Here is a 26347-nt window from a genome sequence, read left to right on the forward strand (position 1 = left end):
CATATAACAAAAAATAGCTGATGGGATAGACTCCTAAGGATTATTCGCGATGAAAACCATTTACTTAGCTTCTGGCTCCCCAAGACGGCGTGAGCTGGTGGAATTATTGGATTTTAATTTTGAAATCCTGGCATCTCAGGTCGAAGAAAAATGGCGTGAAGGAGAGTCTCCACAGCAATATGTTACTCGATTAGCCAGAGAGAAAGCACAGGCTGGCGTAGCCATTGCCTCACATGATTACCCCGTTCTGGGGGCGGATACCCTTGTTGTATTGAATAACCAAATTTTGGAAAAACCGCGAAATCAGCAACACGCTATGGAAATGCTTAACGGTTTGTCTGGTCAACGCCATCAGGTCATGACGGCTGTTGCTTTATCGAACAATCAACATACCTTGAGTGAGATAGTCATTACAGATGTGATATTCCGCCAGTTGTCCCAACGGGAAATACAGGAATATATTGCCACTGGGGAGCCAATGGATAAAGCCGGCGCTTATGGCATTCAAGGTAAAGGTGGTTGTTTTGTCAGAAAAATTAATGGCAGTTACCACGCTGTTGTCGGCTTACCACTGGTGGAAACGTATGAATTAATCACACGATTTTTAGCGTTAGCTGATGGGAAGGACTATTCATGACAGCAGAGTTATTAGTCAATATAACACCATCCGAAACGCGGGTTGCTTATATTGATGGCGGTATCTTACAAGAAATTCATATTGAGCGAGAAGCCAAAAGGGGCATTGTCGGAAACATTTATAAAGGGCGCGTGAGCCGGGTTTTACCGGGTATGCAGGCGGCTTTTGTCGATATTGGGCTGGAGAAAGCGGCTTTTTTACATGCTTCGGATATTGTGCCCCATACTGAATGTATTGCCGGCGAAGAACGGAAGAATTTCCATGTCAGGGACATTGCTGAATTAGTGCGTCAGGGGCAGGATTTACTTGTTCAGGTAGTGAAAGATCCTCTGGGGACAAAAGGTGCCCGTTTGACAACGGATATCACCTTACCATCACGTTACCTGGTGTTTATGCCAGGTGCATCGCATGTTGGTGTTTCACAGCGCATAGAGAGCGAAGCAGAGCGTGATCGCCTGAAAAGCATTGTCATGGAGTATTGTGATGAGCATGGAGGGTTTATTATCCGCACGGCCGCCGAAGGTGTGGGAAAAGAAGAACTGGCACAGGATGCCGCATTTTTGAAGCGCCTGTGGAGTAAAGTGATTGAACGTAAGAAACGCAATATCACCAAAAACAAGGTCTATGGTGAATTAGCACTGGCGCAGCGTGTTTTACGTGATTTTGTTAGAGCCTCCCTCGATCGCATTCGGGTTGATTCCCGCCAGACATTTATCCAATTGCAGGAATTTATTGATGAATATATCCCTGAAATGAACGCTAAATTGGAACATTATCAGGGAAACCAGCCGATATTTGATCTGTACGATGTGGAAAATGAAATTCAACGGGCGCTGGAACGTAAGGTTGAATTAAAGTCAGGTGGTTATCTGATCATTGATCAGACAGAAGCCATGACAACAATTGATATTAATACGGGAGCTTTTGTTGGGCATCGCAACTTAGATGAGACTATCTTTAATACTAATATCGAAGCAACACAGGCCATTGCCCGACAATTAAGGCTCCGTAATTTGGGCGGTATCATTATCATTGATTTTATTGACATGGGTAATGAAGAGCACCGGCGCCGTGTATTAGCTTCTCTGGAACAAGCACTAAGTAAAGATAGGGTGAAAACTACCATCAATGGTTTTTCACAATTGGGTTTGGTTGAGATGACGCGCAAACGTACACGGGAAAGTATCGAACATATCTTGTGTGATAATTGTCCAACGTGTCAGGGGCGTGGCACGGTAAAATCCGTCGAAACTGTCTGTTATGAAATCTTGCGTGAAATTGTACGTGTCAACCGTGCAATTGATGCTGCGCGTTTTCTGGTTTATGCCTCGCCAGCCGTCAGTGAAGCCCTAAAAGGGGATGAGTCCCACGCATTGGCTGAGGTGGAAATTTTTGTCGGTAAACAGGTCAAAGTGCAGACAGAACAGCGTTACAGCCAGGAGCAATTTGACGTTATCATGATGTAACACCATCAGTTCATTTGTAAGAACGAGTCTGTAGAAGAAGGTTAGAAAACTAGCTTGCAGAGAAATAGCGCTGGCAACCAAGGAGAAATGCGTGAAGCGACTGCCGGGGATACTATTAGCGACAGCCGCAATAGTCATTATCATTGTGGCTTTGCTTGTCAGCGGGTTGCGTTTCTTCCTGCCACACATCAATGAATATCGTCAGCAATTAGTCGAAAAAATTGCTGACGTGACAAACATTCCTGTCAATATTGGCTACATAACAGGTCACTGGGAACCTTTTGGCCCTAGTCTGGAAATCCATGATATCAGCGCGAAAACGGCAGATGCCGATATTCATGCCCAAAAGGTCATACTTTCTTTGGATGTCTGGCGCTCACTGTTACAACGGCGCTGGCATTTTCGTGATCTGTCCTTTTACCAGCTTCAGGTAAATTACGATAAAGCGCTGTTTGGCGCAGAGGGCGAAAACAGGTTTTCTCAGCCGGATAGCCTCTCTACCCTGTTTCTTGAGCAATTCAATCATTTTGATTTGCATGACAGCCGTTTGACTTTTTTGACGCCATCGGGTGAAAAAGCCGATTTGCTATTACCGCAGCTAACCTGGCTGAATCAAGATAACCGCCATCGGGCACAAGGCAGCGTAAGCCTCTCTTCGCTTAATGGGCAAGAAGGTATTGTCCAGGTGAAACTTGACCTGAAAGATAGCGCTGGGATCTTGGATAATGGCACCGTTTATTTGCAGGCCGATGATATCGACATGCGACTGTGGTTAAGCCGTTGGTTAAGGGATAACACAGGATTGGATAATGCTCATTTCAGTCTGGCTAGTTGGATTACCTTGCAAAATGGGCGGATTGAAAGTGGACGTTTGCAGCTCAGGCATGGTGGCGCCAATTGGCATGTCGAAACTGAAAACCATCGGCTTGAAGTGCGTGACTTTCTGGTGCAGATGCGTCGCCAGGGTGAAGGGTGGTTGTTTGACGTGCCAAATCTGGCAAGCCTGAAAACTGACGAACAACAGTGGCCTGAAGGGAAGCTCGCAACACTGTATGTTAAGCAGTCACAGCAATATCAGGGTAATGATCACTGGCGTATTCGTGCTGAAAATATCCAGCTTGAATATTTAAACGGGATATTACCGATACTCTCTTTTGTGACACCGGATATCGTCAAGGATTGGCAGCAGCGCCAGCCAAAAGGGGTGATTGACAATTTTGCCCTCGATATCACACCAGCACTTCCCGATGATATGGGCATTCGCCTGAAATGGCAGGATGTCAGCTGGTTACGTTGGAAGGAACTGCCTTCAGTTAACCATTTTAGTGGCAGCTTAGCGGGAAATAAGCATTGGGGAAAGCTCAACCTTGCACTGAAAAACAGCACCATTGATTATGGTAATATGTTTCAGGCTCCACTTGAGATTACCCGCAGCGAAGGGCAAGTATTCTGGAAAAATGGTCAAGATGGCATGGAAGTATGGAGCCAGGGGCTGGATTTGCAGGCCAAATCGCTATGGCTTAATGGAAATTTCCATTACCGAAAACCTCACAGTAAACCACCTGTTTTAGCCATGTTAGCGGGGATTCGAGTTAATGACTTGGGTGAGGCTTGGCGCTATTTTCCCAAGCCACTGATGGGGGAATCTCTGACAGACTATTTGACTGCTTCCTTGATTAAAGGAAAGGTCGATAATGCGACCCTGATTTTTCATGGTGATCCTCATGATTTTCCGTTTAAGCAGAACAACGGTCAATTTCAGGTAGTTGTGCCGCTGCGCCATGCCACTTTTCAATACCAACCCGATTGGCCGGCACTGTTTGATTTGAATATTGATCTTAACTTCCAGAACAATGGATTGTGGATGCTGGCACAGAAAGCACAGTTGGGAAAAGTGGAGGCGACTCACGTTTCGGCAGTGATCCCTGATTACGGTAAGCATAAACTGTTGATTGATGCGGCACTCTCTGGGGATGGGAAGAGTATTCATGATTATTTCAACCATAGCCCGATGGCAGACACGATTGGCAGCGCACTAGAGAACTTACAGCTAAGTGGTCGGGTGGATGGAAAACTCCATATGGATATTCCCTTACAGCGTGGGAAAGTTACAGCGAGCGGGGAAGTGGCGCTGAAAGATACTCATCTGTTCATTAAGCCATTGAATAGCGAGATGGCGCATCTCAATGGCAAATTCCGCTTTGACAATGGTAAGTTAAAAAGTGAGACATTAACTGCTCATTGGTTAGGAAATCCCTTATCCCTACAGTTTTCCACCCAAGACTTGCCAAAACATTATCAGGTTGATGTGAAACTGGATTCACATTGGGCGGCGAAGGCATTACCGGAACTTCCAGCGGAGATCCGCAACAAGCTCTCTGGGGCGTTGAATTGGCAGGGAAATGTCAATGTTACGATACCTTCTGGTGAGACAAAAAGTGACGTGAAATACCGTGTGGCAGTTAATGCAGATTTGTCACATTTGCATAGCCAATTACCCATATTGGACACAGAATCTCTGCGGGAATGGAATAAAGTTAACCTCCATGCTGAAGGTGATATGGACCAGCTCCAGATCAAAGGATTACTGGGCAAGCGATATGCTTTCAACACCCAGTGGAGGCTGGAAGAAGCCCATACCAAATTGCAGCGAGGTATTTTTCAGACCGATAATATAGGTATTCCTGCTCTGCCGAAAAAATCATTGCTGGCCTTAAAATTGCCTGCCATTGATGGTGAAAAATTATTGGCGTTGCTTGAACTTCTGCATTGGCAGCCCTCGAAAGATAACGGTTCGCTATGGCCAAGCTTATTTGAAATTTCATTGCCAGCGCTGGATCTTGCTGGACAGCGCTGGAATCAACTTATATTCAATGTCGTGCAACAAAACGGTGAAGTAACCGTGAGTGCACAAGGGAAAGAAATTAATGGCAACCTTCTGATTGCAAAGCATAAGCCTATGCAGGCATCAATCAATTACCTTTATTATGATCCTTTGTTTGCGACAGATTCATCGGTTGATGGTAAAAGGTTAATGTCAGATAAGGCGCCAGTGCCCCATTATGCTTTGAACAATTGGCCTGCATTGGATGTTAAATGCGCGGAATGCTGGGTGGGTGGATTAAAACTTGGCAAAATATCTGGATCGATCAGGCCAGAAGGTGATTCCCTGATTTTGACCAATGGGCAAATGGAGAACAGTGCTGGAAACCTGACATTATCTGGGCGTTGGTATGAAAACCATACCGGAAGTTATAGTCATATCAAAGGGCAGTTATCAGGAGAAAAATTCGATGATATGGCTGCTTATTTGGGCTTTATCGTACCGATTGTGGATGCGCCTTTCAAATTTGATTTCAATTTGAATTGGCAAAATGTCCCGTGGCAGCCAGATCTCAAAACGCTGAATGGCACGCTGACTGGCGACATGAAAAAAGGGGCCATCGCCAAATTAGGCGGCGGCAGAGCCGGGCAATTATTCAGGCTTATTAGTTTTGATGCGTTGTTGCGTAAATTACAATTGGATTTTAGTGACACATTCAGTAATGATTTCAACTTTGATTCCATTCGTGGTGACGCGACGCTAAAAAATGGCGTCATATATACCGATAACTTTCTTATCGATGGATTGGCAGCAGACATCAATGCGACAGGGCGGACAGATTTAGTTCATCGTCAGATCAATATGGCACTGGTCATTACGCCAGAAATTTCGACAACGGTGGGAGTTGCAACGGCTTTTGCCGTCAATCCTGTGGCTGGCGCGGCAATTTTTGCCGCAACAAAAGCACTAAGGCCCTTATGGAGTAAGATATCGGTGATTCGCTATCGGTTAACGGGCAGCCTCGAACAACCTAAAATTGATGAAGTTATACGTCAGCTTAAGGAGAATAAAGGGCCATGAAAAACGCCAATGTTGCACTTTTACAATTATGCAGTGGTACGAATGTCAAACACAATTTAGCGCAAATTGAACAGCAGATCAGGCAAGTACCAGAGACAGTAAAACTGGTACTGACACCAGAAAATGCCCTGTTATTCGCTGATGCTGATACCTACCGCGCACATGCAGAAACGCAGGGATGTGGGCCATTACAGCAGGCCGTGAGCGAACTGGCACAACGTTACGGTGTTTGGCTGCTGATTGGTTCTATGCCGCTTATCAGTCGGGAAGATCCTACTCGTATCACAAGCAGTAGTTTGCTGTTTGATGATCAAGGCGAAATTCGGGCACGTTACGACAAAATCCACATGTTTGATGTCAATATCAACGATGAACATGGTGCCTATAATGAATCCACTATTTATCAGCGTGGGGAGCATATTACCGTTGTTGATACACCTGTTGGTCGTCTGGGAATGACTATCTGTTATGATCTGCGTTTTCCAGGACTTTTTCAGGCATTGCGTGAACAGGGTGCAGAGCTTATTTCCGTCCCTGCTGCTTTCACCCGCTTGACGGGTAAAGCACATTGGGAACCCTTGCTGAGAGCCCGTGCTATCGAGAATCAATGTATTATTTTGGCACCCGCACAGGTTGGTGTACATGGCACTCGCAGGACGTGGGGACATACCATGGCGATCAGTGGCTGGGGAGAGATTATCAAGAAAAATCCTCTGACTGTCAGCGCGTTACAGCTTAATATCCGTCGGGATAGTTTGACTCACATGCGTGAGCAGATAAAAGTGGTGAAACACAATCGCTTCCGTCCACAACTGACTTCTTTGATAAAAAAGAATACAAACTAAGATAAAAGAGTAATTAATATGAGTTTAACTTATGTCAGTGAACATTTACTGGCTGCTAATAATTTGAATCATCAAGACTTATTTTCTGTACTGGGGCAATTGGCGGAGCGTCGTCTGGACTATGCCGATCTCTATTTCCAATCCAGTTATCACGAAACATGGGTATTGGAAGACCGCATCATCAAAGAAGGCTCCTATAATATTGATCAAGGCGTGGGCGTTCGTGCGATCAGTGGAGAAAAAACGGGTTTTGCTTACGCAGATCAAATCACATTGAATGCGTTACAGCAAAGCGCTCAGGCTGCGCGCAGTATCGTGCGGGAAGCAGGTAATGGTATTTCGCACACGTTAGGTGCAGGGACGCATAAGGCACTTTATCCAACAATTGATCCTTTGCAGAGCATGAGTCGGGAAGAAAAAATTGCTTTGTTGCATCGCGTTGATCAAATTGCACGGGCGGAAGATCCCCGTGTACAAGAAGTCAATGCCAGCCTGACCGGTGTTTATGAACAAGTGTTGGTGGCGGCGACAGACGGTACATTGGCAGCAGATATTCGCCCATTGGTACGCCTTTCTGTCAGTGTCTTGGTGGAAGAAGACGGTAAGCGTGAGCGTGGCGGCAGTGGTGGTGGTGCTCGTTATGGTTACGAATATTTCCTGCGTACCGAAGATGGTCAGATTCTGGCAGAGCAATTTGCGCGTGAAGCGGTTCGCATGGCACTGATCAACTTGTCAGCGGTTGCCGCGCCTGCGGGCACTATGCCAGTTGTATTGGGTGCTGGATGGCCGGGCGTTCTGTTGCATGAAGCGGTGGGGCACGGTCTGGAAGGGGACTTTAACCGCCGCGGAACTTCTGTTTTCTCTGGTCAGATTGGGCAAAAAGTGGCTTCAGAACTCTGTACCGTAGTGGATGACGGGACACTTGAAGGGCGGCGTGGTTCATTGGCGATTGATGATGAAGGCGTTCCAGGGCAATACAATGTCCTGATCGAAAATGGCATCTTGAAAGGCTACATGCAGGATAAACTCAACGCTCGCTTGATGGGCGTAGCTCCGACAGGTAACGGCCGCCGTGAATCCTATGCTCACTTGCCGATGCCACGTATGACTAATACCTACATGCTGGCGGGGAATTCCACACCAGAAGAAATTATCGCCAGTGTAGATCGTGGGCTATACGCACCGAATTTCGGTGGTGGTCAGGTGGATATCACATCGGGTAAATTTGTTTTCTCAACTTCTGAAGCTTATTTGATTGAAAACGGCAAAATCACTAAGCCAGTAAAAGGGGCGACCTTGATTGGTTCGGGGATTGAAGCCATGCAGCAAATTTCAATGGTTGGCAATGATTTGGCTCTCGACAAAGGTGTAGGTGTTTGCGGTAAAGAAGGCCAAAGTGTACCAGTGGGTGTTGGTCAACCAACGTTGAAACTGGATAACTTGACTGTAGGTGGAACAGCCTGATCATTTTCTTGAGTATTGGAACGAATGGCTTGAGGTCATCATGAAAAAGAGCATCCTGGCGGCGGTACTATTGGCTCTGGCTGTCATGTATACCGCCTTTGCCAACTCAGAGGAAGAACAGATTGATGTTCTGACTGAACAAAACCGTGTGGCGGACTATCTGCGTCAGCATCACACATTGCCAGACTATTACATTACGAAGAAGCAAGCCCGTCGCCTTGGCTGGAACGCTCGTGCAGGTAATTTATGTGAAGTATTGCCGGGCAAAGCGATTGGTGGTGATAAATTTTCCAACCGTGAGAATAAATTACCGACAAAATCCGGCCGCCACTGGTTTGAAGCGGATGTCAATTATCGGTGTGGGCACAGAGGAAGTGACAGGTTACTTTATTCTAACGATGGCTTTATTTATCTAACGGTTGATCACTACAACAGTTTTACCCGACTGGAGTAATGGCATGAAAAAGGTGGAATTCGACTTTAGCCAACTCCCTGATTTGAGCGCTTTCTATGATGAATTCAAACAGCGCTTCGATCTTGGGGATGATTTTGGTAGCAACTTGGATGCACTGTGGGATGCAGTGACTGGCTATATTCAGTTACCCGTTGAGATTAATTTTATCCACGTGACTGGGCAAAAAAGAACGCGCTTTGCGGCGTTAATATTGTTATTAGAAGAAGCCGAAGAAGAGCTGGAAGGGGAATTGCGGTTTAATGTGATAGGTTGAATTGTCTCTTCTGTTTGAGGTTCTTTAAGCCGCTTGCGTTGATGCAGGCGGCTTTTGGTTTATTAATACAGGCTAATCCCAAAGTGCCATCATTGCTCATGACCTTCTTGATGAATAACCATTACGGGTGTTGGTGCCTGTTTTAGCGTTATTTTTCCCGTGGCCGAGATGTTCAGTCAGTTCAGCATTAAGGGTGGTTTCAACCGTTAATTTTTTGAGAAAACGGAGATCATCAGGGGTTTTTAGATTTTTAGCCAATTTTGTCGCAAGAGCCTGTAACTGTTTGTCGTCCATAAGTGCACCTTCTTTTGATGGTTAATTAAACATATCAAAATTGGGCAATTACATAAATCTACGTACAGGCTCTCTGGCTGTCAATCAGTTTGGCACTCCATGCTGTGAGCATACTTTTTACGGCGATAGATTTTCCATAAGTTATTTCCAAATACAGTCTTTTTTTTCTGCGTCATAAGCCTCCAAATTTTCCTCAAAATCCACTTGTTTTCCTTTTTTATTTATATATGTGAAACCATAGACTCTTGCTCCCTGTGAAATAACAGTATAGGTCCCATTGACTTTCCCTTGAATCATTTCATTCCATACCGTTGTACTCATATATGGCCTATTCTCACTTAATATTTCAGACTCATCTTTAACGAGAAGAATCGGTATAGAAATATGAGACTTCTCATACTTAACATAGCTAAGGCTGGCATTATCTTCTTTTGAGTGAATGTTAACCATCTTTACATTTATTAATTTTTTACTATCAGAAGTAAAGCACCTAAATTCACTAGTCCATTCAGAAGAAAAAACATTAAAAGACAATAGGGTTAAAATAAAAAAAATATTTTTTTTATTCATTTTAATTTCCTCTTCCTCTCAAGGCAGCAATTCTCCTGTTTATATAATTGGAGACATCACTTTTTTTTATTCCATACATTTTTTGTTCCAATTCATTTCTTCTAAAAGGATTCGCAGTAATTAATTCCTGTACTCTTTCATATCCTCTCAAAGCTTTATCACTATCCTTCGCTGTTCCCTGTTTTTTTGTACTGGGATCATGCCAGAGTCCCCATGCGAAAGAATTAATTTTATTATTATAGATAGAGCTACTAGCAAATTCGAATTCGTCATTGCTTAACAATTGATTAAGATGTTCCGCTTTCAATGCATTAATTGCTTTTTTTAGATGAAATAATCTATCATCATAGCCATTGAATCCCCCGTTGATAAGCGCAGTCACTTTGTTAAAGTCATCATTTGCCGCCGAGTTAAAAACTGATGGGTTTTTTACTTTATAAAACCAAAATGCGGATAGTACACTATGCGGTGAAGATAATAGTTTATCCCTATTTTCGTTAGAAGAAGTTACATCTTCACCAATATAATTACCATATTGTCTATATGCACGTTGGTGTGTCAATTGTATTAAACCCCTGCCATACCAAGGGCTATATGATTCATTTTCCCCCCCAATTTCTTTCGTGTATCGCAATTTACCACTTTCATGGAATACTTGTGCTAAGAAGTGGGCTTTTCCTCGGCATGTAGTAATATCAAACTTATTAAACCCCTGATTAAATGCGTTTAAATAGTATTCAAGTCTTCTTTGTGGTACATTGGGTAATATTTCTTGCAGTTCACTTAGTGTAATATCTCTATAACATGCACATTTGTTTTTAATCACTTGTATTTCCAACACATGCCGCCGATTGAGCTGATGAGTTGAAAGTCCCTTTAACGTTGAACCACGGAAATGCTCTGAATTCTGTAATTCCTGCTCCTGCCATTCGCTAATCCTAGGGTATGCGTCACTGACCATACCCAATGTGATGTATTGGTATTCATATCCATTCGTTAAAGCCGTTGGCCTAACTTGGGAGTTGTCCTTTCCAGCTTGCCCACGAGGTGTTCGTTTGACAATTTCATCCGCCAGTGGTTGTGCTGATATGGATAAGGTGACAGGCATGGGTGGAAGATCTTCTTCACGTAATAAACCATCCCCATCGGTAGTACCGGTTCGTTTAATGTTTTGATTCCCCCGACTTTTCAATTTATAAGACATTCCCACCAATGGCTTACCTTCTTCATCCACAAGCTGAAATTCAATCCAGTGTTTCAGTATTTTTTGGCAATCAATGCAATCCGTCGGTTTTAGCTGACTCATTCTTTTCTTCCTTTTATCATAGATGGTAGTTGATTAATCTGAGCTATCTTCGTTAATTGCAGTTTGTTGGCTATTTGTAATAAAACGTTCAACAGTCAGTTTATTCAGGTTCTGTTTTTCATCTCTCGCCTGTTTCAGCCATGCTATAAGGCTGTGTTGCAATTTCCCTTCCGGCTCATCCAGTTTCAACGCCAATTCGGGGGCTTCTTCCCAAAGTTGGCAACTTAATGCGTAAGCTAGATTCTTGAGAGTCGTATTAGTTGAGTAACGAGCTTCAATCAGATGATCACCCAACACAAACAAACTCGTACTCAGTTCCTGAGGGCAATTTTCTGGTCGGTAATAGCAAATCGGGTCAGGTGTATCGATCATCAGCTCATTAACCGGTGTTAACAGTTCACGCCAGTCCCCCGGTTTTAGAGCGGGCAACAACGGTGCGAAAATACGGTTATCCATCAGCCGCAACACCACAACCTGACCCCGCAGCAACACCTGTTGATGCAACCGCCAGTGCTCTAACTGAAATGACCACGGTAAGGTGCTGCGATATCCCCAGCCCCAACTGGTATCGCTGAGTTCGTGTTTATCCAGCAGCAAAGCCAGTTCTGGCAGGCTATTGGCTTTAGGTTGGATCAGCCACGGGCTTTGTTCCAGCATGGCATTCATTGGTGTACCGCTGTAGAGCGGAAACGCCTGCGCTGTCCAGCCGTTAAGGTAAAAGGTTTGGACGGGATTCGGCTCAGCTAGGCTGTTAACCAAAAAATAGCAATTGCCTCTGTCCTGATGTGATAGCCAGTTTTTCCAATCGGTCGGTTCCATCATGCTTCTTCTGCTCCAGTGATAATCCAGTTTTCTTCTTGCTGCGCAAGAATGGCGCAAGGCGGTTTCGCCGGAAATTCCACCATTGGCAATGGCGCCACGCCTTCCGGTAATTGCAGTGAAACCCCACGCCCACTACCACCTGAACCCTGCCCGACATTAATCATGGAAGACAAAATGCCAGCCGGTGTGACTTTGAGAAAACTGCCGCCTACTTTCAATGTGATTTCTGCTGCGGCTTCCAACACCACTTTGCCGCCGCTTTTCAGGTGGATTTCCTGCCCGCTGTCAATCACGGTGGCATCGCCGGTCTGGGTATGCTGGCTGCCGGCAATCCGGTGGGAAACATCCCCTTCGGTGGTGATTTTGCGCGAACCGGCAACCTGATGATGGTCATCGGCGCGAATATCGTGGTAACGGTTGTTATCGATGCGGCTCTTCTGGTCATGTTTGATATGCCAGTACGCATCGTTTTCGATATGCGCAGTAAAATCTTTCTGGCCGTGAAAATAGATTTCTTCACTGCCTTTCGCATCCTCAAAGCGCAGTTCGTTAAAGCCTTTACCTTTATGGGTTTTGGTCTTGAACGTAGTTCGGGTTTTGGCTGCCGGCAAATCCAGCGGCGGACGGTTCAGGCCGTTGTAAACACAACCGGTGACAATCGGACGGTCAATATCCCCATTGAGGTAAGAAATAATCACTTCCTGCCCGATGCGCGGTATCGCCATAAAGCCATAGCCGTTGCCATTCCAGCCCTGTGCCACCCGCACCCAGCATGAAGCGCTGTCATCCGGCTCGTCATAGCGGTTCCAGTGAAAATGCACTTTAATTGCGCCGTCTTTGTTAACGAAAATTTCTTCCCCTTCCGGGCCAACGACTATCGCCGTTTCATCGCCATCGGCTAACGGTTTGTAGTGGAATGGCGGACGCCAGTCGGCAAGGCCGTCGATAAAACTGAACGTGTTGCTGAGTGTCGTGCCGGTGCCACTGCTGTCACCCAGTGCCTGCGGGCAGTGCCCGTGGTGGCTGATACCGACAATCTGCCAGCGCACATTCAGCGGCTTGTGCGGGTGATTTTTTATCTCAAAGATTTTGCCCGGCATCAGTTTGATGCAATTGCTACTGCCACTGCCGGTCTGTTTCTGGTTATCCAGCGCTTCCTGCCGGTATTTCAAAAACGGGATGGCGGCCGCATCTTTCTGGAATCGCCCGTAACTCTCAAACACGGTGTAAGGGGTCTGGCTGCCGAAGTCGCGGAAGCCTTCGCTGCTGTGCATGTGGGAGAGGTGATAGCGCGGTTTTTCCGGGTTGAAATCTTTGTGGAAACTGCGTTGCGGGCTCATGCCGACGCCCAACTGCACCTGATAAAGCGTATCGATTCCGTGTGCCGTTTCCGGCTGGGGCTGGTATTGTAATGGCAGACCGGCGGTCATACCGAGATGGCTGTCACTGAAAAACAGCGTTTCATCCTCAAACCAGAAACTGATCCCCTCTTCCGCGGCTAACCGGCTGAAAAAACCATAATCGGATTCGCGCTTCTGGGTCACATATTCCCGGTCCTGATGCGCATCGTAGAGTTTTGAATCGGCTTTTACCCGGTGTTTTTTCAGCAGGCGGTTTAATATCGTCGGGGCATTTTGCTGATGGTAAATCCGGCTGTCCTGATTCAGTGTCAACCGCCAGCAGGCAGGGCGAACTGTCATAGTATAAAGCGTCTTGTTACCATCGGTGCCTACCCAATTAGCGTGAGAGACAATCCCGGTGATTTTGCGCTGCTCTGTTTCACCATAAAAAACCTGCAACACCGCTTCCTGCATCAGCAGCGAGGCCAAATCAATCTCCGCCTGCGGCTTAAAGGGGTTCGCGTTACCGGCCCTGACCAATGTCAGGTTGAGGGTAAACAGCTCAGAGAGGTGTTCTTGCAAAGTAAAGTCGCCGACCGCAAAGGTGTCTTCCGGCACACCCGCGATACGGCAGGTAAAACGTAATCCACTTTTCATTTTTATTCCTTATCGGTTATGACATGAATACCTTACAGGGCCGGGCGTAATCCATCGACGTGCCAGAACTGCCACAGCACTTCACTGTTGTCCGGGGTAAAAATTTCCAGCATGACGAACGTGGATTGGCTGATAAAACAGGCCATCGCCTGATTGATTAACCGGCTGAAGCGGTACATTTCGCCGGGCGTGCGGTAACAATCGGGATTCAGTGTGAGCGATAACACATACCCCCGAACCGGTTGCCCACGCCTTAAGCGGTCAGTCAGGCGCTCTTTTACCTGCACAATGCCGTCAATGTGTTGCTGGAACTGGCGGCTCAGCGGACGGTTGGTCTCGCTATGTGGGTCAAACAGACGGAGAAACTGTTTCAGGCTGTGGGTGGTAAATAACATCATCGGCGGGCTGGAGAGGCAGGAGAGCAGCGGCCAGCTGTTATTTTCCTGTAACAAGGGCGGATAATCGGCCATCACCGGAATAATATTCTGCACATTAAGATGAGACGGTGCACTTTCCGGCGTCACGGTAATGGCGCCTTGTTCCAGCGTCAGTGCCTGCTTATGGTAGCCGATGAAAGAGCACGAGACAGCAATCTCCGGCAGGTTGTTTGCCGGGTTGCCGGTCAAATCAAAAAAGCACAGCCAGTGCCGGATTCTGCCCAGAAAATCAGACTCAGTCTGAAGCTGGTAGTAAAACGTGGCGGGCTGCTCATCGTCATCGAAAACACGGCCGGCGGGAACAAACTGCTCAATCGGCAGCCAGTGATAAGGTGTGCCTCGTTGCTCGCTGTCTTCGGGCTGCACCACCACCTGAACCTCCCGCAGCCGGTACAGGTACACCGATCCCCCCAATGGCAGCGGATAGCGGTGATTACCGGCTTCCAACCGGACAGGCGGGCTGGTCTGGTTTTCCAGATGAATCGCCGGAACACAACCCAACAAAAATGCCCCCTCGACATCATCCAGCGGCAATTCGCCCTCGAAACGCAAAATCAGCTCAAACGTGCCCTCGTCATTCAGCGAAACTTTTGAGCAACTGCGGCTGATATCCAGCGTGACAAAGTTATAAAGCGCCGGCAACGCATAATATTCCACCAACGGTTGCAGGCCGGAATAGGGACTTTTGGCGGTGGGCAGCAACGGTTCGTCAAGCAGTCCATGCCAGCCATAAGGGAAATGTTTAATTGTTCGCCGCTCGCCCTGTGTGTTCAGGCTGATATCACAGATATGCTGATCCAGCCACAGGCTGAGCTGGGCGGCGCGTTTCGTATCGGTGCCAAGGAAAAAAGATAAGGCTCCGCTTTGCCAGAAAGAAGACGCCGAACCGGTTTGGCATAGTGTCAGGATAATTTCACTGTGGGTACCCGTTTTCCTGACGGCGCGTTCCTGCACAATCAAGGGTTCAATATGCAAAGAACGGCAGGTTTTAAAGTCAAGCAACTGCCCGTAAAGGCTGGCAGACACCGATGTACCGATAGGGATCTCAGCCGTACCCTGATGTTCATCATCCGTGGGTGTAAATTGCACTATCGTTGTCGGTGGGATTGGAGACAGGGCTAACGGCCAGATACGGGAGAGAATACCGTGAACAATTTCGGGAAAATTATCCTCCAGCTTGTCCCGCAGGTTGGCAATCAAAAACGCAAAGGTTTCGAAAACACGGACAATATCGGGATCATGAGAGGAAACCAGAAATTCAGCCAGATGCGGCGACTCTTTCGCAATGTGCTCAGCCAGCTCTCGCAGGTAAGCGCGCTCTTTTAGATAAAGCGATTCCTTGTTGTTATTCATTGAATTTGACTTATGTTTTATCAATAGGGTTTCGGTATTACGCTGAATGCCAGCGAGATAAAATGCGTAATTGAACAGCAAAGCACATTTATTCTACACATTAATCAATCAAATTAATTAACGAATTAAATTCGATTTTTGGCTGGTTTTGGCAGGATATCGGGGGATTATCGGAATAAGCACGGTAATTTAGGCAAAAATTAGGCTGGCAGGAATCGTTAACGGTTTAGCTCCCTCCTGTCTGACGTTAATATCTTTTTCTACGAACATGCTCCCTTGCCTGTCAGGATCACTTTGAATAATGCACGATACCCACAAAGTAACCAGCCCTCTTTAAGAGGCCGTTTGTCAGATGAAAAATATTTTCCGGTTGCTATTATTACGTTTGAAGCGAGCTGAATAACCACTTACTGATATCTCAAATCGCAGTAGTGAAAAACACGATATTGTTTGAAACGGAGGCGTGACAAAATAGCGGATAGTTTACAGAGAGGGTTATTTTGGGATGTTTTAATGGGTGGTTTCTATTCCAGTGGGAGCATTGATGTTTAGCGTTTATCATTCGAATCAGCTCGATATTCTCAAGGAATTGATGGCGATATTGATTGGGGAAGATCCCCTTCCTGACCCATTTCGCAAAGAAGTGATTTTGGTTCAAAGCCCGGGGATGTCACAGTGGTTGCAAATTCAGTTAGCAGAAAAACTGGGTATTGCTGCGAACATGGAGTTTCCGCTGCCGGCTACCTTTATCTGGCAGATGTTTACCCAAGTGTTGCCTGATGTTCCCAAAGACAACGCTTTCAGTAAAGATGCCATGAAGTGGAAGCTGATGACCTTACTGCCCGATTTGTTGATGGAGCCAGAATTTTCAGCGCTCAGGCATTATCTTGATCAAGATATTGATAAACGGAAAATTCACCAGTTGGCTGGCAGAATTGCTGATCTGTTTGACCAATATTTGGTTTATCGTCCACATTGGTTAGAAAGCTGGGAAGATGGTCAATTAATTGATGGCTTGGGTAGTAACCAGTTATGGCAAAAAAGGTTATGGTTTGAACTGACAGCTTATACCCGCCAGCTACAACAATCTTTGTGGCACCGAGCTAATTTATACCAACGATTTATCTTGGCGTTGGAAGAAGGGAGTTTTCCATTGGAAGATCTTCCCTCGCGTATTTTCATCTGCGGCATATCTGTATTACCTCCCGCTTATCTGCAAGTATTGAAGGCATTGGGTAAGCACATTGATATTCATCTTATGTTCACGAATCCATGCCAATATTATTGGGGCGATATCCAGAGTTATGCCTTTCTCGCCAGGCTAACTAGCCGTAAGCCAACACATTATAAAAGCAGGCAATTGCTGGAAAGATTCAAAAATCCCGAAGAGGCGCCATCGCTGTTTAATGCTGAAGGGGAGCAGGAGTTGAATAACCCATTGCTGGCATCTTGGGGGAAATTGGGAAGGGATCACCTCTATTTGCTGTCACAATTGGAGCCAGATTCCGATGTTCATGCTTTTGTTGAATCAGAACCAGATTCTGTCTTGCACCAAATCCAACAAGATATTCTTAACCTTGAAGATCATGCTCAGATTGGTTCTACCGAAAATTCCTTCAAAAACAGTCTGAAAAAGCGCCCGATTAATAGTGCTGATCGCTCACTGACTTTTCATTCATGTCATAGCCCACAGAGGGAAGTCGAAGTATTGCAGGATCAAATCCTGCGTTTATTGGATGATGACCCTTCACTGACACCGAGGGACATCATTGTGATGATGGCGGATATCGATAGCTATGCTCCCTACATTCAGGCTGTTTTTGGCAATGCGCCTGATGATCGTTATATCCCCTTTGCCATCTCTGACCGTAAAGCTCGTCAGGCACATCCTGTCTTGCAGGCATTCATTACTCTGTTGGAGCTGCCGCAGAGTCGGTTTACGGCAGAACAGGTGTTGGCATTATTGGAAGTTCCTGCTTTAGCTAACAAATTCGCGATTCAGGAGGAAGGATTGCGTTTATTGCGACGCTGGGTCAAAGAATCGGGAATTTGCTGGGGGTTGGATGATGACAATATTGAAGCATTATCGTTGCCTGCCACAGGGCAGAATACCTGGCGCTTTGGCTTGACGCGTATGCTACTGGGTTATGCGATGGATAGCCATGCCGGGCCATGGAACGATGTTTTGCCTTATGATGAATCCAGTGGGCTTGCTGCTGAACTGGCAGGGCAATTAGCTGAGTTTTTAATGGCATTGAATCGCTGGCGTAAAATTTTGAGCGAAGAACAGCGATTGACGGATTGGTTGGCGATATGTCCGCAACTGCTGGAAACTTTTTTCGAGATGGATGATGAAATTGAACTGGTTCTGGCACTTATTACTCAGCAATGGCAAAAAGTGATTGATGATGGCCTGAATGCCCATTACGAAGAACGTATTCCTTTGGTGTTGTTGCGTGATGAGTTGGCGCTTCGTTTTGATGATGAAAAGATTAGCCAGCGTTTCCTCGCCGGAGCACTCAATTTTTGCACTCTGATGCCTATGCGCTCCATTCCTTTTAAAGTGGTTTGCTTGTTGGGAATGAACGATGGCGTTTATCCACGTACTATCCCACCACTTGGGTTTGATCTGATGGCAGAAAAGACTCAGCGAGGAGATAGGAAACGGCGCGACGATGACCGTTATCTCTTTCTGGAAGCGTTGGTTTCGGCGGAACAATTTCTTTACATTAGCTATATTGGCAAATCGATTCGTGATGATACTGAGTGCAACCCCTCTGTATTGGTCAACGAATTACTGGATTATATTTGTCAGAGTTTCTGCTTAGCCGGCGATGAAATGTTGAATGTTGATGACAGCGCCAAAAATGTCAGAAAACATCTGCTGTCACAGCATACCCGTGTGCCTTTTGCGACAGAAAATTTCTTACCTGACCATCACTTACAAAGTTATGCTACAGAATGGTTGCCAGCTGCGACACAACAGGGGGTTTCAGCAACTGATTTTTGCCAGCCGATTGCTTTTGATCGCAGTGGGGTAAAAGAAATTGCATTAGATGAGCTGATCCGTTTTTATCGACACCCTGTCCGGGCATTTTTTCAGCAAAGGTTGAAGGTGCATTTTGTTATTGAAGAGATGGAGTTACCTGAAGAAGAACCTTTTGTGCTGGATAACCTGCAACGTTACCAATTTAACCAACTACTGCTAAGCATCCTGATTGAACAAGGGGCACCTGAATCTCTGTTTTACCATCTTCGTGCGTCGGGAGGGTTGCCCTATGGTTCCTTTGGTGAAGTTTATTGGATGGATCAACTGGAATCCATGCAGCCTTTGGCCGCCAGGGTGCGTGAAGAGAGAACGGCCTCGTCTTCTATTGACCTATATGAGCCATTAGACACGGTGGTATTGACTGGCAGAATCAATCAAATACAGCCTGATGGAATTTTACGTTGGCGACCAGCGAACTTAACGGCCAATGATGGTATCCAATTATGGATTGAACATCTTGCCTATTGTCTTTCAGGTGGAAGTAGTGAAAGCCGCATATATGGAACAGGTAAAAAGGGCAAAAAAGAGAAGGAAGATAAGAAGGTGTCAGAATATCGCTTCTTAGCGTTAAAACCGGAGGAGGCGAAACACTATTTGAACCAGATGATAGAGGGGTATTTTCAAGGTATGTCTGAACCTCTTCCTTTGTTTTGCCGAAGCGGTTGGGCATGGCTAGTTGACTGTTTTGATAAGGAAACGGGTGAAATCGATTTTCGCGAAGAAGTTCAACAAAGCGCGGAAAATAAATTAATGGAACACTGGTTAGGAACACATGACAGGAAAGGGGAAAGCGCTGATCACTACGTACAAAGGGCTTTCCGGCGAGTTGATCAATCACTTTTGGAGCGAATAAAGCGTGAAACTCAGCGCTATTTACTGCCGATGGCACGCTATTCCAATGGATCATTATTTAAATAATTAGGGAGAATATTAGGTTATGCCTAAATGTCTTATCCGCATCATGACGGTGCTCTTTCTGCTATTTTTTGGGGTTACTGTATATGCACAATCGCCCTGGCAGCCATTGCCAGATACGATCCACAAAAGTGATCGCGATCCTCGTCAATATAAAGCGATTAAATTGCAAAATGGCATGACCGTTTTGCTGGTTTCTGATGAAAAAGCGATTAAATCATTGGCTGCCGTCTCTCTTCCGGTTGGCCATATGGAAAATCCAGATAATCAGCTTGGTCTGGCTCACTATCTTGAGCACATGGTATTGATGGGTTCCAAGCGTTACCCACAATCCGGCGGATTTGCTGAATTCTTGCAAAAACATGGAGGAAGCCGTAACGCCAGTACCAATGCCAACCGTACGGCATTCTATCTGGAAGTTGAAAATGACGCTTTAACAGGAGCGGTTGATCGCCTGGCGGATGCGCTGGCTGAACCTTTGCTGGAGCCAGTCAATGCGGATCGTGAACGTCATGCCGTTGATAATGAAATGACCATCGCTCGTGCGGGTGAAGGGCATCGCTTATGGCAAATTCGTTCCGAAACCCTCAATCCGGCTCACCCTAATGCCCGCTTTGCGGGTGGAAATCTAGAAACACTGAAAGATAAACCTGACAGTAAATTACAGACGGCCCTGATTGATTTTTACCAACGTTATTACTCCGCTAATCTGATGAAAGGGGTTGTGTATGGCAATCAATCCATCGATAAACTGGCTCAGATTGCGACAGAAACCTTTGGCCGTATTCCGAACCGACATGCTTCGGTGCCTGCCATTACCGTACCGGCAATGACAGATAAAGAAAAAGGCATCATTATCCATTATGTGCCCGCACAACCTTACAAAGCGTTGCGACTGGAGTTTAGCATTGCCGACAACAGTGCCGATTTTCGCAGTAAGACTGACGCTTATGTCGGGTATTTGATTGGTAATCGCAGCCAAAATACCTTGTCTGATTGGTTACAAAAGCAGGGATTAATCGAAAGTATCGATGCTGGGGCACATCCCAAAACTGATGGTAATTCAGGGACGTTTAATATTTATGTTTCACTCACGGATAAGGGGCTTGAACAGCGTGATCAAGTTATCGCAGCCATCTTTTCCTACATTAATCTGCTAAAACAGCAGGGAATCAACAAAAGCTATTTCGATGAAATGGCTAAGGTCCTGAATTTGTCATTCCAGTATGCGTCAATCGTACGCAATATGAACTATATCGAAGGGCTGTCCGATGCCATGCTGGTATTGCCTATATCCCATGTGCTGGATGCAGGTTATGTTACAGATGAGTTTAATCCACAAGCAATAGCGAGCCGTCTGGATGAATTAACGCCGGAAAATGCGCGTATCTGGTTTATCAGCCCAACAGAGCCACATAATAAAGAAGCTTACTTTGTGCAGGCTCCGTATCAAGTCAATAAAATGACGTCAAGCCAGTTGGCGAAATGGAAAAAACTCGAACAGGGAGATTTATTCTCTTTGCCTGAGTTGAATCCTTATATACCTGATGATTTATCCCTGGTTAAAACATCGGGTAGCCAAGAACATCCTAAAATGATTTTGGAAAAACCCAATGTCCGCTTGCTGTATATGCCGAGCCAATATTTTGCCGATGAACCTAAGGGCAGTATTGCACTGGAGATGCGCAATCCAAATGGATTGCAAAACATCAAAGATCAGGTTTCAGATACCTTATTAAACTATTTGTCTGGGCTTGCACTTGATCAACTAGGTTATCAGGCATCGGTTGGGGGAATGGGCGTTAATATCGGTTATGTTGATGGTTTGAAAATCAGCGTCAATGGTTATACACAGCACTTACCAGAGTTGTTAACTTCAGCAATTGATCAATATATTTCGTTTATACCGACTCAAGAAGAACTGGATCAGGCGAAATCGTGGTATCGGGAACAAATGGAAGTCGCCAATAATGGCAAGGCTTTTCAAATGGCGATGCAACCGGTTTCCCGTCTCTCTGGTGTGCCTTATTTTGAACAGGCCGAAAAATTGAAAGTGCTGGATACCATCACGGTTGACGATATTGTCAACTACCGTCAAAGCATGATCCAACACTCGGCATTACAGGCTTTGGTGTTCGGTAATTTCACTGAACAGCAGAGTATTAACCTCGTTCAGTCAGCACAGAAGCAGCTCGCTAACCAGGGAACGGTATGGTGGACTGGCAAAAGTATTGTTATTGATCGTAATTATGCGGTTAATTTCAATGGAACGGCAAATAGCACGGATAACGCTCTGGAAGAAATCTTTATTCCAACGGGGTATGACCGTATCCAAGGATCGGTCTATTCCAATTTGCTGAGTAGCATTTTGTCGCCCTGGTTCTATGATCAATTGAGGACGAAAGAACAGCTCGGTTATGCCGTTTTTGCTTTCAACGGAAATATAGGTAAACAGTGGGGATTGGGCTTCTTGCTGCAAAGTAACAGCAAGCAACCGGATTACCTGCATCAACGCTATCAGAGCTTTTATCAACAGGCTGATAAAAAACTGAAAGCGATGTCTGATGCTGAGTTTGAACAGTATAAAAAATCGCTGCTAACAGAAATGCGTGAGCCGCCACAGACTTTCTATTTAGAAGTGGCTCGCTTTGATGCAGATTTTGGGCGCAATAATTTCAAATTTGATACCCGTGAGAAAATCATTGCAGCGATGGAAAAAGCCACCAAAGCGCAGGTGATTGCGTTTTATGAAAAAGCCGTGCTTAAACGTCAGGGATTGGCACTGGTTTCCCAAATTACTGGGAAAAAAGGTACAGCTCATCAATATGCCGAACTGAAAGGCTGGAAAACTTACGACTATGTGTCAGATTTCCAGAAACAATTACCGGTTAAGGTGAATGCTCAGTGAGCAAAGAATTACCCTCTCATAAGCTTAACCCGTTAACATTGCCGCTGTATGGTCAGCGGCTGATCGAAGCGTCAGCAGGAACGGGAAAGACTTACACGATAGGCTTGTTGTATCTCCGGCTGTTACTCGGATTAGGCGGCTCTGCTGCCTTTTCCCGTCCGCTGAATGTCGAAGAGATCCTGGTTGTGACCTTTACGCAAGCGGCGACGGATGAATTGCGTGGCCGTATCCGTGAAAATATCCATCAGCTCCGTTTGGCTTGTATACGGCAAGAAACAGCGGCCAGCGATCCAGTCTATCAGCAATTACTGGCTGAAATTCCTGATAGGGAAAGTGCGGCCAGCTGGTTATTGGCTGCTGAACGCCAGATGGATGAGGCGGCGATTTATACCATCCACGGCTTTTGCCAGCGTATGTTGGTCCACAATGCGTTTGAGTCTGGTGTTCTGTTTGATCAAACCTTAATTCAGGATGAAAACCAGCTACGTAAACAAGGCTGCGCTGATTTTTGGCGCCGTCACTGTTATCCCCTGCCATTGCCAATCGCTGCGGAAGTCAGCCGGATATGGAATGGGCCGGAAGCATTATTGAAAGATATTTCAGACTACTTGCATGGAGATATGCCGTATATCGTCAATGCCCCTGAGGGTGATGAAACGCTGTTTAGCCGTCATCAGAAAATCATTGAGCAGATTGAGGCGATAAAGCAGCAGTGGAATAGCGCCGCTTCTGGGTTAGAGGAGCTGATTACTCATTCAGGTGTTGATAAGCGCAGTTACAGCAAAAAATATTTACCTAATTGGCTGAATAGTGTTTCTGAGTGGGCTAAATCACCTACCGAAGATTACCTGTTGCCCAAAGAGTTGGATAAATTTTGTCAGTCACGCTTGTTAGAAAAAACGAAAAAAGGGGAAGCTCCGCAACATGCGTTGTTTGCAGCAATTGATGGTTTATATCAGCATCCATTGACGTTGAAAGATATTCTCCTCTCCAAAGCAATTGTTGAAGTTCGCCAATCGGTTAATCAGGAGAAACTTAACCGTGGTTACATGGGATTTGATGATTTGCTGACTCGTCTGGACAGTGCCTTGCAACGTGCAGGAGGAGAACAGCTTGCAGCAACCATTCGGCAGCGTTATCCCGTTGCAATGATTGATGAATTTCAGGATACCGATCCACAACAATATCGCATTTTTCAGGCTATATATTGCCATCAATCAGAAAATGAACGGGCTGAAAACGAAACGGGTTTATTGTTTATTGGCGACCCCAAACAAGCGATTTATGCATTTCGTGGGGCAGATATTTTTACCTACATTCGTGCGCGTTCTCACGTTAAGGCCCATTACACGCTGGAAACGAACTGGCGTTCTTCCACACCAATGGTGCAGGCTGTCAATACACTGTTTTCCCGCCCAGAACGCCCATTTTTGTTTGCACAAATCCCTTTTATTGACGTTAATGCCGCAGAGAAAAATCAGGGTTTGAGATTTTCCTTGTATGGTGAAGATCAAACCGCTTTGCGCTTTTGGTTACAGTCGGGTGATGGTGTTTCCAAAGGGGAATATGAGCAAACCATGGCCCGACAATGTGCTGCTCAAATACGGGATTGGTTGCAGGCTGGTCAAGAAGGAAAAGCGCTTTTATATCGGGCAAAAAATCAACCAACAGAAACAAGCCGTCCGGTGATGGCAGCAGATATTACGGTGTTGGTACGTGATCGCCGAGAAGCAGCATTGATCCGTAATGAATTAAATGCGCTAAAGATACCGTCGGTTTATCTTTCCAACCGAGAAAGTGTGTTTGATACACCAGAAGCGAAAGATTTGCTGTGGTTGTTACAGGCAGTATTAGCACCGGAAAAAGCGCGCGAATTACGAAGTGCATTAGCCAGCAGTCTATTTGGCTTAAGTGCACAACAAATTGACCAGTTGAATAACGACGAAAAGGCGTGGGATCGTCTGGTTGATGAATTTGATGGCTATGCCCGTTTATGGCGTACTCGTGGCGTATTACCCATGTTGCGGGCAGTAATGGTGAAATACCGGATAGCCGAAAATCTGCTGGCAGGTGATGACGGTGAGCGCCGGCTTACCGATATTATGCACATTGGTGAGCTGTTGCAGGAGGAATCTCAACAGTTAGACAGCGAACATGCTGTTGCCCGCTGGCTGGCACAACAGATCTCACGGCCTAATCCGCAATCAGAAAACCAGCAACTGAGGCTGGAGAGTGATCGGCATCTGGTGCAGATCTGTACCATACATAAATCTAAGGGCTTGGAATATCCGTTGGTTTGCTTGCCTTTTGTTTGTGGTTACAGGAAGCAGAAGCAGGCGATTTATCATGATCGCCATAACTTTGAGGCTCATCTTAATATTTCTCATGATGATGAAGCGTTGAAAGAAGCGTTGGAGCTGGCTGATGAAGAACGTCTGGCTGAGGATTTACGCTTGCTCTACGTTGCATTAACACGTTCGGTTTATCACTGTAGCGTCGGGGTAGCCCCTTTGATTAAAGGAAATAGAGGCAAAACAGGCGATACTGATCTGCATTTATCTGCTCTTGGGTACTTGCTGCAAAAGGGCCAGAAAGGTGATGCAGAACTCTTGATTAACAGCTTGAATGAACTTCGTGATAACGGCATTGAGATAAGGCAAGTGGGAAATACCACTGACTTGCCGTGGTGCCCGCAAAGTGAAAATACTCTGTCGCTGGAAGCCAAAAAACTGCAACGTTCCATTCGGGACGATTGGCGGGTAACGAGTTATTCGGGGTTACAATATTCTGCTTCCCATGCCACCTCTCCCACTTATACGGGGGCATTTGGGGAATCAGTTGATGTGATCGTGCAATCCATTTCGCCTAAGCTGGATATTGAAGCGAGTGGTGAAAAGCAGGGAGAACAGTCGTTACAGATGACTCCGCATACTTTTCCACGTGGAGCGTCTGCCGGCACATTCCTGCACAGTATTTTAGAAGAGCTGGATTTCGGCAATCCTCCGGATCAGGTGTGGTTGGTGGAAAAACTGACAGCATCAGGATTTGATGAAAACTGGGCACCGGTATTGCAACAGTGGATAGAGGATATTCTGGGCGCAGAACTGAATGAGCAGGGAATAAAACTTGCTGATGTGCCTCGACATTACCAACAAAGTGAAATGCAGTTTTACCTGCCAGTGGATAATTTATTGTATTCAAATGAAATTGATGTATTGATTCGTCGTTATGATCCGCTGTCTGCGCAATGTGCTCCGTTATCCTTTCATCAAGTTAAAGGCATGTTAAAAGGTTTTATTGATTTGGTTTTTTGCTGGCAAGATAAGTTTTACGTTGTGGATTACAAATCAAACTGGTTAGGTGAGAACAGCCCGTCGTATACGCAAGAAGCAATGGCAAATGCCATGATAGAGCACCGTTACGATTTTCAGTATCAGCTTTATACCTTAGCGCTGCACCGTTATTTGCGTCATCGGTTAGCTCATTATGATTATCGCCGCCATTTTGGTGGCGTGATTTATCTGTTTCTGCGGGGTATTGATAAGGATAACCCAGGGCATGGTATTTACTCCTATCTGCCTCCCTTTGAATTTATTGACGAACTGGATACGCTTTTTAGTGCTGTCGGTGAGGAAAAAAGCGGATGAATTCC

At 45.8% G+C, this 26347-nt stretch carries 15 protein-coding genes and 1 pseudogene; 10 read left to right on the forward strand and 6 right to left on the reverse strand.

All coding sequences use genetic code 11. The annotated features are described in order from the left end of the window. The first annotated feature begins 49 nt into the window (after positions 1-49). The 7 genes from WDV75_RS02275 to WDV75_RS02305 all read left to right on the forward strand — a co-directional run bounded on the left by WDV75_RS02275 (position 50) and on the right by WDV75_RS02305 (position 9044). Positions 50-637 carry a Maf family protein gene (locus WDV75_RS02275; protein ID WP_273559749.1) on the forward strand — a complete coding sequence of 196 codons (588 nt, stop codon included), beginning with the start codon at positions 50-52 and terminating at the stop codon, positions 635-637. Then, on the forward strand, positions 634-2103 hold the full coding sequence (gene rng, locus WDV75_RS02280; protein WP_189759132.1) for a ribonuclease G: 1470 nt from the start codon (positions 634-636) through the stop codon (positions 2101-2103). Before WDV75_RS02275 ends, rng begins: the two co-directional genes overlap by 4 nt. A 91-nt stretch (positions 2104-2194) precedes the next feature. Continuing rightward, positions 2195-6007, forward strand: a complete 3813-nt coding sequence (gene yhdP, locus WDV75_RS02285) for an AsmA2 domain-containing protein YhdP (protein ID WP_273559747.1) — start codon at positions 2195-2197, stop codon at positions 6005-6007. Beyond that, complete coding sequence (nit1, locus tag WDV75_RS02290; protein ID WP_189759134.1) at positions 6004-6852, forward strand: deaminated glutathione amidase; 849 nt, start codon at positions 6004-6006, stop codon at positions 6850-6852. Before yhdP ends, nit1 begins: the two co-directional genes overlap by 4 nt. Before the next feature lie 18 nt (positions 6853-6870). Further along, a complete protein-coding gene (gene tldD, locus WDV75_RS02295) occupies positions 6871-8316 on the forward strand; it encodes a metalloprotease TldD (RefSeq protein WP_273559744.1) in 1446 nt (481 codons plus the stop codon). A 40-nt stretch (positions 8317-8356) separates the two neighbouring features. After that, on the forward strand, positions 8357-8770 hold the full coding sequence (locus WDV75_RS02300) for a ribonuclease domain-containing protein (RefSeq protein ID WP_273559742.1): 414 nt from the start codon (positions 8357-8359) through the stop codon (positions 8768-8770). 4 nt (positions 8771-8774) lie between these two features. Further along, complete coding sequence (locus WDV75_RS02305) at positions 8775-9044, forward strand: barstar family protein (RefSeq protein WP_273559740.1); 270 nt, start codon at positions 8775-8777, stop codon at positions 9042-9044. Positions 9045-9149: 105 nt separating this feature from the next. On the opposite strand, the pseudogene WDV75_RS02310 reads toward WDV75_RS02305, so the two are convergent. The 6 genes and pseudogenes from WDV75_RS02310 to WDV75_RS02335 form a co-directional block, all read right to left on the reverse strand. Then, positions 9150-9338 (reverse strand): annotated as a pseudogene (locus tag WDV75_RS02310) (transposase); the annotation flags it as partial. Between the two features lie 141 nt (positions 9339-9479). Continuing rightward, positions 9480-9908, reverse strand: a complete 429-nt coding sequence (locus WDV75_RS02315; RefSeq protein ID WP_273559738.1) for a hypothetical protein — start codon at positions 9906-9908, stop codon at positions 9480-9482. A gap of 1 nt (position 9909) precedes the next feature. Further along, positions 9910-11214 carry a glycoside hydrolase family 19 protein gene (locus WDV75_RS02320; RefSeq protein WP_273559737.1) on the reverse strand — a complete coding sequence of 435 codons (1305 nt, stop codon included), beginning with the start codon at positions 11212-11214 and terminating at the stop codon, positions 9910-9912. Between the two features lie 33 nt (positions 11215-11247). Then, on the reverse strand, positions 11248-12036 hold the full coding sequence (locus WDV75_RS02325) for a DUF4123 domain-containing protein (protein ID WP_338860623.1): 789 nt from the start codon (positions 12034-12036) through the stop codon (positions 11248-11250). Then, entirely contained in the window at positions 12033-14033 is a 2001-nt protein-coding gene (locus tag WDV75_RS02330; protein WP_338860624.1) for a type VI secretion system Vgr family protein, read from the reverse strand. Before WDV75_RS02330 ends, WDV75_RS02325 begins: the two co-directional genes overlap by 4 nt. Positions 14034-14065: 32 nt before the next feature. Next, positions 14066-15823: a type VI secretion system baseplate subunit TssF gene (locus tag WDV75_RS02335; protein ID WP_338860626.1), complete on the reverse strand. Its 1758-nt coding sequence runs from the start codon at positions 15821-15823 to the stop codon at positions 14066-14068. Positions 15824-16367: 544 nt separating this feature from the next. Here WDV75_RS02335 and recC point away from each other — a divergent pair. Genes recC through recB form a run of 3 tightly spaced genes read left to right on the forward strand, consistent with a single transcriptional unit; the run spans position 16368 to position 26342 of the window. Then, on the forward strand, positions 16368-19790 hold the full coding sequence (gene recC, locus WDV75_RS02340) for an exodeoxyribonuclease V subunit gamma (RefSeq protein ID WP_273571846.1): 3423 nt from the start codon (positions 16368-16370) through the stop codon (positions 19788-19790). 19 nt (positions 19791-19809) lie between these two features. Next, the gene (ptrA, locus tag WDV75_RS02345; protein WP_273571845.1) at positions 19810-22695 is read left to right on the forward strand and encodes a pitrilysin; all 2886 of its coding nucleotides are present in this window, start codon (positions 19810-19812) and stop codon (positions 22693-22695) included. After that, the gene (gene recB, locus WDV75_RS02350) at positions 22692-26342 is read left to right on the forward strand and encodes an exodeoxyribonuclease V subunit beta (RefSeq protein ID WP_273571844.1); all 3651 of its coding nucleotides are present in this window, start codon (positions 22692-22694) and stop codon (positions 26340-26342) included. The genes ptrA and recB overlap by 4 nt, the downstream gene beginning before the upstream one ends. Positions 26343-26347 lie beyond the last annotated feature (5 nt).

The organism is Xenorhabdus griffiniae (genome assembly GCF_037265215.1).
Taxonomy (GTDB): Bacteria; Pseudomonadota; Gammaproteobacteria; order Enterobacterales; family Enterobacteriaceae; genus Xenorhabdus; species Xenorhabdus griffiniae.